This is a genomic window from Pseudomonas pergaminensis (assembly GCF_024112395.2).
Classification (GTDB): domain Bacteria; phylum Pseudomonadota; class Gammaproteobacteria; order Pseudomonadales; family Pseudomonadaceae; genus Aquipseudomonas; species Aquipseudomonas pergaminensis.
Map to the genome: position 1 here is coordinate 3197994 of NZ_CP078013.2, position 12789 is coordinate 3210782.

The 12789-nt window shown below is 57.2% G+C and carries 12 protein-coding genes; all 12 read right to left on the bottom strand.

Annotated features, from left to right (window positions below):
* Positions 1-14: 14 nt before the first annotated feature.
* Complete coding sequence (gene accC, locus KUA23_RS14410) at positions 15-1376, bottom strand: acetyl-CoA carboxylase biotin carboxylase subunit (protein ID WP_252994198.1); 1362 nt, start codon at positions 1374-1376, stop codon at positions 15-17.
* A gap of 17 nt (positions 1377-1393) precedes the next feature.
* On the bottom strand, positions 1394-1822 hold the full coding sequence (accB, locus tag KUA23_RS14415) for an acetyl-CoA carboxylase biotin carboxyl carrier protein (RefSeq protein ID WP_252994199.1): 429 nt from the start codon (positions 1820-1822) through the stop codon (positions 1394-1396).
* Positions 1823-1869: 47 nt separating this feature from the next.
* A complete protein-coding gene (locus tag KUA23_RS14420; protein ID WP_034105559.1) occupies positions 1870-3216 on the bottom strand; it encodes an MFS transporter in 1347 nt (448 codons plus the stop codon).
* Positions 3217-3456: 240 nt separating this feature from the next.
* Positions 3457-4227 (bottom strand): LamB/YcsF family protein, encoded by a 771-nt coding sequence (locus KUA23_RS14425; RefSeq protein WP_252994200.1) that lies wholly within the window; start codon positions 4225-4227, stop codon positions 3457-3459.
* Complete coding sequence (locus KUA23_RS14430; RefSeq protein ID WP_252994201.1) at positions 4220-5161, bottom strand: 5-oxoprolinase subunit C family protein; 942 nt, start codon at positions 5159-5161, stop codon at positions 4220-4222. Before KUA23_RS14430 ends, KUA23_RS14425 begins: the two co-directional genes overlap by 8 nt.
* Positions 5158-5937, bottom strand: a complete 780-nt coding sequence (locus tag KUA23_RS14435) for a 5-oxoprolinase subunit B family protein (RefSeq protein ID WP_252994202.1) — start codon at positions 5935-5937, stop codon at positions 5158-5160. The genes KUA23_RS14430 and KUA23_RS14435 overlap by 4 nt, the downstream gene beginning before the upstream one ends.
* 160 nt (positions 5938-6097) lie before the next feature.
* A complete protein-coding gene (locus KUA23_RS14440) occupies positions 6098-6523 on the bottom strand; it encodes a VOC family protein (RefSeq protein WP_034105497.1) in 426 nt (141 codons plus the stop codon).
* Between the two features lie 228 nt (positions 6524-6751).
* A complete protein-coding gene (locus KUA23_RS14445) occupies positions 6752-7615 on the bottom strand; it encodes a LysR family transcriptional regulator (protein ID WP_252994203.1) in 864 nt (287 codons plus the stop codon).
* Between the two features lie 162 nt (positions 7616-7777).
* A complete protein-coding gene (locus KUA23_RS14450; protein WP_034105546.1) occupies positions 7778-9532 on the bottom strand; it encodes an enoyl-CoA hydratase/isomerase family protein in 1755 nt (584 codons plus the stop codon).
* 23 nt (positions 9533-9555) lie between these two features.
* Positions 9556-11010, bottom strand: a complete 1455-nt coding sequence (gene tldD, locus KUA23_RS14455; protein ID WP_252994204.1) for a metalloprotease TldD — start codon at positions 11008-11010, stop codon at positions 9556-9558.
* Positions 11011-11048: 38 nt separating this feature from the next.
* Positions 11049-11405, bottom strand: coding sequence for a thioredoxin (gene trxA, locus KUA23_RS14460; RefSeq protein ID WP_252994205.1), 357 nt, complete (start codon positions 11403-11405; stop codon positions 11049-11051).
* A 31-nt stretch (positions 11406-11436) separates the two neighbouring features.
* Positions 11437-12783: a TldD/PmbA family protein gene (locus KUA23_RS14465; protein WP_252994206.1), complete on the bottom strand. Its 1347-nt coding sequence runs from the start codon at positions 12781-12783 to the stop codon at positions 11437-11439.
* Between the last annotated feature and the right edge of the window lie 6 nt (positions 12784-12789).

The following is a 12789-nucleotide window of genomic DNA, read 5'->3' on the forward strand; positions in this document are numbered from 1 at the left end:
CCCGGCCACCGATATCAATGCTGGTTAGCCAGCTTGTGTTCCAGGTAGTGAATGTTCACACCACCTTCGCAGAAGCCTTCATCACGCACCAGATCCCGATGCAGCGCGATGTTGGTGTTGATGCCATCGACCACGATCTCGTCCAGAGCGTTACGCATGCGGGCCATGGCCTCGTCACGGGTGGAACCCCAGGTGATCAACTTGCCGATCAACGAGTCATAGTTGGACGGAACCTTGTAGCCGCTGTACAGGTGCGAATCCACACGTACGCCGTTGCCGCCGGGCGCGTGGAAATGCTTGACCAGGCCGGGACTCGGCATAAAGGTTTTCGGGTCTTCGGCGTTGATCCGGCACTCCAGGGAGTGGCCATGGATCTTCACGTCGGCCTGGGTGAACGACAGCACGTTGCCAGCAGCGATGCTGAGCATCTCCTTGACTATGTCGATACCGGTGACCATCTCCGAAACCGGGTGCTCTACCTGCACGCGAGTGTTCATCTCGATGAAGTAGAAGCGGCCGTTTTCGTAGAGGAACTCGAAGGTGCCGGCGCCACGATAGTTGATATCGATGCATGCCTTGACGCAGCGAGCCAGCACTTCTTCGCGGGCTTTCTCATCGAGGCCCGGTGCCGGTGCTTCTTCCAGTACCTTCTGGTGACGACGTTGCAGCGAGCAATCGCGGTCGCCCAGGTGGATGGCGTGGCCCTGGCCGTCGGACAGTACCTGGACTTCCACGTGACGTGGGTTGGTCAGGTACTTCTCCAGGTAGACCATCGGGTTGCCGAACCAGGCGCCCGCTTCGGAGCGGGTCTGCTTGGCGGCTTCGATCAGGTCTTCTTCCTTGTGCACCACACGCATGCCGCGACCACCACCGCCACCGGCGGCCTTGATGATCACCGGGTACCCGACTTCGCGACCAATGCGCAGCGCGGTTTCCTCGTCTTCCGGCAGTGGGCCGTCGGAGCCAGGAACGGTTGGCACGCCGGCCGCGATCATGGCGTCCTTGGCCGAGACCTTGTCGCCCATCAGGCGAATGGTTTCGGCTTTCGGGCCGATGAAGGCAAACCCGGATTTTTCCACCTGTTCGGCGAAATCGGCGTTTTCCGCGAGGAAGCCGTAGCCCGGGTGGATGCCATCAGCGCCGGTCACTCCAGCAGCGGCGATGATGTTCGAGACTTTCAGGTACGAGTTCGTGGCCAGTGGCGGGCCGATGCAGATGCTTTCGTCCGCCAGTTTCACGTGCATCAATTCGGTATCGGCCGTCGAGTAAACAGCGACGGTTTTGATGCCCAATTCTTTGCAGGCACGTAGGATACGCAAAGCTATTTCACCGCGATTGGCGATCAACACTTTTTGCAGTTTGGATATTGAGTTCATTGTGGCCTCGTGGCAGCTCAAACGATATTGAACAGCGGCTGGTCATACTCAACGGGCTGACCGTCCTCGACCATGATTGCCTCAATGACGCCACTGCAGGTCGCTTCCACGTTGTTCATCATTTTCATGGCTTCCACAATGCACAGCACATCACCCCTTGCCACGAACTGGCCAATCTCAACGAACGCTGCCGAAGTCGCGGAGGCCTTGCGGTAGAAAACCCCCACCATCGGCGCCGAGATAATCGTGCCGGTGGGTTCCGGCTCAAGCTGAACCTGAACCTGCTGAGGTTCGGCTCTTTGTGGGGTTATCCCCGCAGGAGCTTGAGTGGCAGGTTTACTGTCTCGACGAAGACGGACCCGATTGCTGCCTTCTTTGAAGTCAATCTCCACCAAGCCTGATCCTTCGATCAACTTGACCAGTTCTTTTACTTTTTCAATGTCCATGCTGCTGCAACCTTATGCTTGGGTTGGGGGCGTAACGTGGCGTCGAATTATCTAAGGAGGTTGCCCTTGGAGGTTTCACGCAAGGTGAGAATCGCTAATAAGGCACACACTGCCGCGCCCGCCATGAAATATCCCGGTACCAGTAAATTGCCGGTCTTGGTGATAATCGAGGTGACCACGTAGGGGGTGATGCCGCCGCCCAGGATGGCGCCCAGGTTGATGCTGATCGCCATGGCTGTGTAGCGCACACGTGTCGGGAATTGTTCTGCGTAAGTCGGGTAGCCAACCGATTGAACGATCGGCATAGGCAGGGTCGCGACGAACATGGCCAGTGCGGCGATCCAGAGGCTGCCGCTGTCCATCAGGATCATCATGGGTATCACCAGAATCGCGTAGCCCAGAAAGCCGATACTCAGCGCCTTCCTACGACCGATACGGTCTGACAAACCACCCCAGAACGGCATCATCGCTGCCATGCACAGGCTGATCACTGCAATCACCCAGTAGACTTTGGATTTGTCGAAGTGCAGGTACGTCGTGAGGTAGATGTTCATGAACACCATCCCGATGAAGTAACCCGAATTCTGTGCCGACGCGAATACGATGACCCGCAGCAATGCCGGCAGGTTTTTGCTGAATACCTCTTTGACCGGCGCTACCGGTGGCTTTTCCTTCTCAAGGAAAGCTTTGAATTCCGGCGTTTCTTCAACGTTGTGCCGCATATAAAACGAGAACATAACCAGCGGGATGGACAAGAAAAACGGGATACGCCAGCCCCATGCCTGCAGTTGCTCGGCACTGAGCAACCCGGTGGTGATACCGCAGACAATCGCGCCGGTGGCGCCACCCACGGCAACGCCCAGCGGTGTGAATGAACCGAAGAACCCGCGTCGGCCGTTGGGAGAAGATTCCGCCACAAACGCTGCGGCGCCTACCACTTCGCCGCCGGCGAAGAAGCCTTGGGACAGTCGCAACAGCACCAGTAGGATAGGCGCGGCCAGGCCGATCTGGGCGGTGGTCGGCAGCACCCCAATAAGAGCGGTGGCGGTGCCCATGCCGATCACGGTGCTGAGCAGCACTCGACGTCGGCCGATGCGGTCGGCAAGGCGGCCGAGCAGCACGCCGCCGATCGGGCGGATAACAAAGGCAATGCCGAACACCGCCAACGTGGCGAGGAGGGCGGCGGCGGGGTTGTCCCCGGGAAAGAACAGCGGCGCGATGATGGTCGCCATATACCCGTAGATACTGAACTCATAGTATTCAACGGCGGTGCCGGTGGCCGAGGCCATGGCTGCGCGCTTGGCAATCACGGCCGACTGCGTTGTGCCGCCGGTGGCGTGTGCCTCGACGTCGATGTGCGGCGAGTGCGTATTTTCAGAGAGAACACGAGACATAAATACCTTCCACTCTGGCCAATGGCCAAAAGAGTTAAGTGGCAGAGGGGCCTGCCTTGAAAGTGACGTACTGAAAACCGACAGTGCACAGTTCATCCGGGCATTCAGGCGCCCAGACGCATCCGTCATTGACTATTCAGCTCTCAGACGAGGTTTTAAGCTCGGCAGTTAAAACGAGGGGGTTGATTCACGAGGCATGGTTGTTTCCTTTTTATTATGGGTAAACGTTGTGGGTGTCACTCAAATACGCGCACGCGCGGGTTTTTGAATGGTGATGCCTTCTTTGAGCAGGGCTTGCCTGATCGCACTGGCAAACGCTGCAGCGCCGGGCTGGTCGCCGTGCAGGCAAAGTGTGTGTGCCGTCACCGGTACCCAGGTCCCTTGGGTGGTGCGCACTTCGCCTAAATGCAGCATGTTCATGACTTGATCGATGGCCTCGTGGAGGTTTTCGATCATTGCGCCAGGCTGGCTGCGCGGCGTCAGCGTACCGTCAGCCTGGTAGCTGCGATCGGCAAACACTTCTTGTGCCACGCTCAAGCCACAGGCTTGGCCGGCGGTGACCAAGGCACTCCCTGACAAGCCGAAAAGAATCAGGCTCGGATCAATGTCTTTGACTGCCCGGCAGATCGCATCGGCAGTGGGCCGGTGCACCGCCGCGAAGTTGTAAAGCGCACCGTGGGGTTTGACGTGGCGCAGTTCGACCTTGGCGGCTTTGGTAAAGCCCAGCAACGCACCGACCTGGTATACGACGAGTTCGTACACTTCGTCCTCGGACAGCGTCATCATTCGGCGACCGAAACCTTGCAGGTCGTCAAAGCCAGGATGGGCGCCGATTGCCACACCTAACTTGGCTGCCAGCGCCACGATTGAGCGCATGGAGCGCGAATCCCCGGCGTGAAACCCGCAGGCGATATTGGCTGAGGTGAGGTGTGGAAGAATCGCCGCATCGTCGCCTGCGCGATAAATGCTGAAGCCTTCGCCAAGGTCGCTGTTGAAATCTATTTCAGGCATTGAAGACCTCCATCGCTTTGAGCGTGCGAGCGCGGGTGAGCAGCAAGGCTTCGGCGGCGCTCAAATCTATAAGAGAGAATCGCAACTTATCGCCCGGCAGTAACTGCGCCAACCGAGGTAAGTCGACGCTGGCCACCTGGGCTATGCGTGGGTAGCCACCGGTTGTTTGGCGGTCAGCCATCAAGATCAGCGGCTTGCCGCTGGGTGGCACTTGGACGGTGCCGAATGCAACACTTTCCGATAACAGTTCTTTGGGCGAAGACAGCGTCAAGGACGTGCCGTCGAGCCGGTAGCCCATACGGTCCGAGTCACCGGTCAGGGTGTAATCATTGTTTATGAAGTGCTCCTGGGACTCCGCGGAAAAGTCCTTCCACTCCCGCCCCGCGATCACTCTGATCGGTCCGCAGGCGGCGGCTTCATAGAGCCCAAAGTTGGAGCGGGGGCTTAGGCGAGGCGGGTTGGCAAACGATGAACAGATGGGGATCAAATCCCCGGCTTGCAGCGCACGGCCGCGCAGCCCGCCGAACCCGCCCCGGGAGTACGTGCTGGTGCTGTTCATCAACGGGTGCAGCAAAAAGCCGCCACCTACCGCGAGGTAACTGCGGGCGCCCTGTCGCCGTTTGCCGAAACTCAAGGTACTGCCGGGAGACACCAGGGCTGCCACGCCGGGCTTGAGCGGAATCGCATCCAACTCGGCGCCGAGGTCCGCGCCGGCGAGCGCAATCACGGCTTTGGCCTGAAAGAGCAGCGTCGGGCCCTGCAGGGTCATTTCCAACGTGCTGAAAGTACGAGGGTTGCCGACCAGCAAGTTACACAGGGCATGCGCATCTTCATCCATCACGCCGGTCACGGGTACGCCCCAATGCTGGAACCCATGCCGCCCGGTGTCCTGGAAGGTTGAGAGCATGCCGGGTTTGATTACCTTGATGGTCACTTCGTGTTCTCCCGAGCCAGCAGATCAAATTCATGGCGGGTAATGGGTACAAATCGAATCTGGTCGCCGCCCTGTAAAAGGCACGGCGGCTCACTCAAGGGGGAAAACATGGGCAACGGTGTGCGCCCTATGAGATTCCAGCCGCCGGGGAGATCAGCCGGGTAAATCACACTTTGTCGGTTGGCGATGCCGATGCTGCCTTGCTTGACCAGCGTGCGTGGTGTGGCGCGACGCGGCAGCGACAGAGCGCTGTCGTGCATGCCGATGTAGGGGTGGCCTGGCGCGAAACCGACCATCAACACATCCAGCCAGTCGGCCGAGTGAGCGGAGATGACCTCGTTGGTGGTCAGGCCGCAGGCCTGCGCGATGTCTTCAAGATCCGGGGCATATTCGGGGTCGTAGCACACCGGAATATCGAGGCGGGTGCCGATCGTTGCGGCAGCGCTGTGCGAATCCATGAGACGCTCGGTCACCAGTGTGCACATCGATTCGTAGGGAGACACGCCGGGGAACAGGTTGGCAATTGACTCAGGAGAGTAATGAACGCCGACGGTTACCATCGCAGAGACAACATCGGTGACGCACGGCAATTGTCCCTGCGCGACCAAGGTGCGTAATTGACTGCCGACCGAGGCGGCCTGGCGGTTTAGCTCAATGGAAAATACGCTGCCAAATATCAGGACCACGCAGCGATCACCGCACGGCTCAAAGTGCCATTTAACGGTGGAGAGAGGCGCCCTTGGCGGCTCATCCAAAATGCGACTGAGGTCGGACATAGTGTTCTCTATCCTCATGCGGCAGGCTAAACATCGACCAGGCGCGTGCAGCGAGACAGAGAAAGCGCGGGCTCTCACAGGTATCCGGCGCAACACAGCAAGGCTTCACGGCTTGATAGCGCGCCGTCGCTCTAATGGCGACGGTCGCTTGAACAACGTATTACTTGGCGAACAGCTGGCTCATATCCTTGAACGCCTTGAACTCCAGCGCGTTGCCACACGGGTCGAACAGGAACATGGTGGCCTGTTCGCCGACCTGGCCTTGGAAGCGAATGTAGGGTTCGATCACAAACTGGGTCTCGCGCGCTTTCAAACGTTCGGCCAGGGCCTCCCATTGCGCCCACTCCAGGATGATGCCGAAGTGCGGAACCGGCACGTCGTGGCCGTCTACGGGGTTGCTGTGCACGCTTTCTTGCGAAGCAGTCTTTGGGTGCTCATGGATGACCAACTGATGGCCGTAGAAATCGAAGTCGACCCACTGGTTGCTCGAGCGACCTTCGGAAAGACCGAACACCTCACCGTAGAAGTGACGTGTGGCGGCCAGATCGTAGACGGGAATTGCCAGATGGAAAGGAGAGAGGCTCACGGTGGTTTCCTATTGATTTGTTTTGATCTGAATCAATTCTTATCCGGAAACACGGTGGGGAAAAGCGCAAATTCTGTGTCATGAGCACGAATAATTTCGATGAGTAAATCGGTAACACAGGATTTTGCACCATTGTTGTTCGTGCTGCACCACGATGGTTCGTGCAAAGGCTGAAAAGCTTGCGTGACCGCGGTTGATTTTCTACTGCCCCTATGCATTCGAAAGGCATCACACTGCATCAAGGACGCAGGTGCGGAAGATGTTGAACAGCGGTGAATGTTTTTGCCGGTATTTCGAGACCAGTACGATCTCCCTGAAAAACGTGAGCTTGCGCAGCTCCAGCACCCTGACATCATCCGCATGTTCGAGCCATAAACCCGCCTTGGGTACCAGCGAAACGCCGAGCCCACTGCGTACCATTTTGACAATGGCATCCAGTTCATCCAGCTCCAGTGCCTGATGCACATGGATTTTTTGCTGCTTGAGAAACTGGGTGACCAGCCGCCCGCCAAACGAGCCTCGGTCATACCGCACAAAGGGCTGTTCCGCCAGAATCGCCAGCGGGTCGTCACCTACCACCTCTTTGGACGTGATCAATACGAAAGCCTCGCGCGCGATGACTTCGGCATGCAGGTCCTTGGGCAGGGAAAACGGCGGTCTGATCATGATGGCCAGGTCCAACTCGCCGGCGTCCACCTGGCTGAGCAGGTTCAACGACACACCCGGCACTAGGTTGGTTTCGATGAAAGGCGCCTGTGACTTCAAAGCCACCAGAGCCTGCGGCAGGATCCCGGTCTGAACCGTGCCGATCGCGCCGATTCGCAGTGCGCCGTGGAAGTCATTGCCGCTGTCTGCGGCACCCATTCGACCGAAAAGCCGCAGAATTTCCTCGGCCAGGGGAATGGCGCGCTGGCCTGCTGAATTGAGCGTGGCTGAGCGTCCGGTACGATCAAACAATTTGACCCCCAAGCTGTCCTCAAGGCTTTTGATCTGGGCGCTGACGGCAGACTGCGTCAGCCCAACCTGCTGGCCAGCCGCTGCGAAGGTACCCCGCTGCGTAACGCAGATAAATGTCTTCAGCTCTCTGATCATGTTGCACCGTGACCCATTGTTGGATGTTCGCGCAGAGGGTAGTCATTTTCTTTATGTTTACCAACAGCGCTCGGTGCCAACCGCTCGAGAGAAGAGGGCAGAATTGAAAAAGCCCTCAAAAGTCAGGCTTTGGAGGGCTCATGGGAGGGATGGTGTAACTGCTTAACGCTGTTCGGCTGCCATGCGTTTCAGCATTGAGGCGGGTTCCCAAGTGGGACCAAATCGCTCAGCGAACTCCAATAATGAGTCGTGCAGTTGCACCACGCTCGGTGACCAATGCGCCATCGGCCCGAACTGATAGGGAGGGTAGCCGTAACCTCGAGTGAAAATCATATCGATATCATCCGGGTGCATTGCCAGTCTTTCGTCCAACAGCCTGCATCCCTGGTTAGCCATTGACGCCAGTACTGCCTGTAACAATGACTCGTCGTCGAGTATCGGCACGGTCGAGACGCCTTTGATCGACGATCTTGCAAGCTGCTCGTCAGGGGGCAGAGGCAACCCAAAGTTATTTAACACACGAACTGTATCGTCGTGACTGACGCCGCCGGCCCACAGGCTTTCCAAGTCGGCCGTCCAGAGGTTGATTAATGCCCGGCCCAAGGGAGTTTTGCCCGTTGAGTGCAAGCATGCGTAACCCATGGTGCTTGCCCCCTTGACAGCCATACGAACAGAGTCAAGGGTGTTAGTTTCCCGTTTAACAAACTGCAACAGGCTCTGCGGTCCTTCTCCGTAGGAGAACGCGGCTATTATTGGATGGCCCTCTATCTGTTCGGGCAGTGCATCCAGATCTACGGATTGACCGTCGCAAACACCATAAACGATGACGCCTCCCTCTCTCATTTGTCCCGCGAGTTCGGCGTACTTCTTCAATCGGCAGAGCTGGCTGTCGGTGCTTAAATCCAGCCATACGTCACTGGCAGAAACGTTGTCCAGGAAGTCGTCCGATTTAGCATTTTGATGCACCCAGAGCCGCTGGGGCCCCGGGCCATCGAGGCGACAACCCGGTGGTAAGCTCTCGCCGGTAAATGTGATGCGGTTCAGCTCAACAGGTTTTGCATCCGGCTGCTGTAAAGGTCCCCATGCGGCTGCGTCGTCATTATCGTCGGCGGCCATCAACGCCATGCTCTGACCGGATTGCTCAGCATCCAGATAAAGGTCTGCTTCCAGTGCGTATCCGCTATCGAAGTCACCGTCAAGTGCGGCCTCCAACAACTGCAAAATCGCGGCTTTACCTTTATAGGCAAAAAAATCTGGAGCCTGTAGGGCCTTGAAGTCTTTTAAATAATCGACAGGGGTATGCGCATGTAACGAATTACGATCGCGGCAAGGAACGGGGTTGGGATGAGCGGCTGTCCAGGACAAAATATCTTGCGGCCGCTCTTGCCAATTGCGATTCAGCAGGCCGTCTACAAGACCGAGTTCAAGCGCGCGATCAGCATTGATCGGGTTTCCGGACATCAACAAATCGAGCGCTGGCGCCACACCAATTAATCGTGGCAAGCGTTGAGTCGCGCCGGCACCCGGTGGGAGGCTAACGTGAATCTCGGGAGCGCCGATCAACGCATCGGCGGTTGCCAGGCGCCATTGGCATGCCAAGACCAGCTCCAATGCCGCGCCGAAGACACGTCCATGCATTACCGCAACCAACGGCTTGCGACTGGCTTCCACCGCTTCGACCAAGGGCCTTGCGGCATCACTGTTGTAAACCACCCCTAGTTCATTTCTCAAGGCGCCAATTGAGAAATCATCCCCTTGCCCACACACAATCGCGATCAACGCGTGAGGATCTTGGCTGTAGCGTTCAAGAACCCGCGAAAAGTCCTCCAGCAACGTTTCGCTGAATGCGTTGAACGGAGGGTTATTGAGTTGCAGGATCGCGACTGCGCCACGGCGCTCATAACTGACAAGTGACATTACTTAGTTCCTCCGGATACGGCTCAGGCCGTTCCACCCACAATAAGGTTGTCGATTTTTAGTGTCGGCTGGCCAACGCTGACTGGAACGGTCTGGCCTTTTTTGCCGCATACCGCCATGCCTGGGTCCAGCGCCATATCGTTGCCGACCATACTGATTTGACTCAGCGTCTGCGGACCATTGCCGGTCAGGGTGGCACCCCGTACCGGAGCTACTAACTTGCCGTCCTCGATCAGATAGGCCAACGCACTCTGAAAGGTAAACTGACCGCTGACGATGTCGACCTGACCGCTCTCTGGCAACGCGAGGTACAAGCCACGCTTGACGGAAGCGATAATTTCTTCGGGCCCAAGATTTCCATTGCGCATGAAGGTGTTGGTCATCCGCGGCATTGGCAGATGCGCATACGACTGTCGCCGACCGTTCCCGGTAGGCGACATGCCCATCAACCTGGCGCTGAGGCTGTCGTGCATGTAACCGCACAACACACCGTCCTCGATCAGAGTCGTGCATTGCCCGGCCTCGCCCTCATCGTCAATATTCAGCGAGCCGCGATAGCCTGGCAGCGAACCATCGTCGACGATGTTCACGCCCTTTGGCGCGACACGTTCACCCAGGCGTCCCGTGTAGGCGGATGTACCCAGACGGTTGAAGTCCCCTTCAAACCCATGGCCCATGGCTTCGTGCAGCAATATGCCGGTCCATCCTGGCCCCAGCACGACAGGCATGCTGCCGGATGGGCTTGGGATAGCGTCCAAATTAAGTAATGCCCCCTCGACAAGCTTTTTGAGCTCTTCGCGAATACGGTCCTCATCAAGAAACTCAAATGCATACCGTCCACCCAGCCCGGTACCGGCCGTTTCACGGTGATCGCCATTCGCAACCATGACGGTCATCTGGACAATAATCATCGGACGCACGTCCGCGGCTAGCCGACCGTCATGGCGCATGACCAGAACGGTCTCGTGCTCTATTTCTATCATTGCGAACACATCGACCACCCGCGGATCCATAGCTCGCGCGATACGATCAACGCTTTGCAAGATAGCGATCTTGGTCTCGGTACCCACCGAATCGATGGAGTCAGCGCTGGAGTAGGCACTCTGCGGTGAGGTCTGCGGAGTTCCAACTTGAACCCGAGATCCACCCGGGCTTGCTATGGTGCGCACCGACCGAGCAGCGTCCATCAGAAAGCGCTCGGTGATCTGCTGTGAATACGCGAAAGCGCTTTGATCGTGTTCCAGCGCCCTCAAGCCGAAACCTTGATCGACACTGAAGGAGCCGAACTTGATGAGACCACTTTCAATGCTCCAGTTCTCGCGTTTGACGGATTGCAGAAACAGGTCGGCGAAGTCGACACGGTGCTCCATGACTGTGTCCAGCACTCGCGTCAGGTGTTGTTCATTCAGGCCATAAGGCTCCAGCAACAGCTTCTTGGCGGCTTGCAAATTATCGACGTTACTATGAGGTGCGTTCATTGAAGGTCCGGACTGAAAGCGTCAGATGCGATGAATGATCAGTCAGCGTTGGACGCCAACCCTTTGTCGATAAAACCGCGCAACCGCAGTCGGGACTGAATGCCCACATGACGTGCGACTTCCTTGCCGTTTTGGTAGATAACCAGCGCCGGGATACCTGAAACCTGAAAACGCGTCTTAGCCGCTTCGGGATCTTCGGCATTGACCTCATCCATATTGCATTTCATGACTTTCAGGCGACCTCTGTATTCCTCGGCCAACTGCTCGATAATGGGTGCAAGCATTTTGCAGGGACCACACCAAGGCGCCCAGAAATCGACCAGTACAGGCAGATCAGCGTCAGTGACTTGTGCGTCGAAAGTGCTCAGGGAAAGGTCTTGAATTAATTCACTCATTAGTGCTACTCCAGTGTTAATGCGTTAGAAGTCACTGCCCGCCGATGCGCAGGTCATTAATCAAAATCGAACCACCGCTGACTTTTCCCAGCGTCATGCTGTCGCTACCAACGGCTAAAATACCGGCGTAAATGTCACGCAGATTTCCCGCCACCGTGACGTGGTCGACCGGAAATTGGATCTCGCCGTTTTCCACCCAAAATCCTTGCGCGGCACGTGAGTAATCGCCGGTCGCCAGGCGCACGCCATCCCCGATCAGATGAGTGATATACAGTCCGTTATTCAATTTTCCGAGCATTGCGGTGAGATCATCACTGTCCTTGGTAAGGCGGCTTTTCAAGCTAAGGTTATATGCGCCTTTGGCATTTCCCGTGCTTACCATGCCAAGACGTCGGGCCGTATAGGCAGAAAGGAAGTAGCCGCGAACTACGCCCTGATCAACAACCGCTCGTTGCTGGCCTACTACACCGTCTGAATCGAAACAACCGCTTGCCGTCCCGTACAACTGGAAAGGATTTTCGAAGACGTCCAGATGCTCGGCAAAAATTCTTTGTCCGAGGCTGTCACGTAGAAACGACGCATCTCTTGAGAGTTCGCCTCCACTGACCGCTTGATGGAAATGATGAACAAGGCTGTGGGCGGCCTGCGGCGCCAGCAAGACCGGGCAGCTGCGAGAGCTGATTGAGCGGCTGCCCAGCGATTCAATAGCGCTACGTGCGGCTATTTCACCCACCTGCTCAGGCGCCATGAGCAACTGCGGTGCGGTGCGGTAATCAGTCCAGGAATCAGTTTTGCGTTGGTCATCGCGGCTGCCAATCACCCTCGCGGTGACACTGTGATCGGTGCGCTGTGAACGACGGCAAAAGCCTTGAGATGTCGCCAGGAGCATTTGCGAGCGAGCGGTTTCAAGACTTGCACCATCGCTGCGAACTTCGGCACCCAACCGGTGAATACCGTCTTCGACCTGTCTGACGTGTTGCACCGCTTGCTCTATATCCAGAGACCAAGGGTTGTCCGTTTGCAAATCCAGCTCGACAGTGCTCAGTTGCGCGCTGTCGACCAGGCACGCGTCGGGGTCTTCGCTGGCGTAGCGAGCGATGTCCAACGCAGCACTCACCATTCGCTGCACATTGGCGGGGCTGAAATCGGTGGAACTCGTGAAGCCTTGACGCTGGCCTCTGAACACCGTGAGAGAGATGCTGCTTTGCGTATGTACCGTGCGGGTTGTGACCCGCCCATCCAATACCTCGACACTTAGCCCGGACATCTCTGAAATGGAAACTTTGGCGTCACTGGCACCCAAGTGTCTTGCCTTGGCGACGAGGTCCTGCGCGATCTCCGCCAGTTGTTTCCCGGTATAAGCGAACTGCTGATTCATCTATAA

What these genes read in the sequence shown, in the direction of transcription:
- accC (WP_252994198.1), bottom strand. Translation starts at nt 1,376, where the DNA reads ATGAACTCAATATCCAAACTGCAAAAAGTGTTGATCGCCAATCGCGGT.
- accB (WP_252994199.1), bottom strand. Translation starts at nt 1,822, where the DNA reads ATGGACATTGAAAAAGTAAAAGAACTGGTCAAGTTGATCGAAGGATCA.
- KUA23_RS14420 (WP_034105559.1), bottom strand. Translation starts at nt 3,216, where the DNA reads ATGTCTCGTGTTCTCTCTGAAAATACGCACTCGCCGCACATCGACGTC.
- KUA23_RS14425 (WP_252994200.1), bottom strand. Translation starts at nt 4,227, where the DNA reads ATGCCTGAAATAGATTTCAACAGCGACCTTGGCGAAGGCTTCAGCATT.
- KUA23_RS14435 (WP_252994202.1), bottom strand. Translation starts at nt 5,937, where the DNA reads ATGTCCGACCTCAGTCGCATTTTGGATGAGCCGCCAAGGGCGCCTCTC.
- KUA23_RS14445 (WP_252994203.1), bottom strand. Translation starts at nt 7,615, where the DNA reads ATGATCAGAGAGCTGAAGACATTTATCTGCGTTACGCAGCGGGGTACC.
- KUA23_RS14450 (WP_034105546.1), bottom strand. Translation starts at nt 9,532, where the DNA reads ATGTCACTTGTCAGTTATGAGCGCCGTGGCGCAGTCGCGATCCTGCAA.
- tldD (WP_252994204.1), bottom strand. Translation starts at nt 11,010, where the DNA reads ATGAACGCACCTCATAGTAACGTCGATAATTTGCAAGCCGCCAAGAAG.
- trxA (WP_252994205.1), bottom strand. Translation starts at nt 11,405, where the DNA reads ATGAGTGAATTAATTCAAGACCTTTCCCTGAGCACTTTCGACGCACAA.
- KUA23_RS14465 (WP_252994206.1), bottom strand. Translation starts at nt 12,783, where the DNA reads ATGAATCAGCAGTTCGCTTATACCGGGAAACAACTGGCGGAGATCGCG.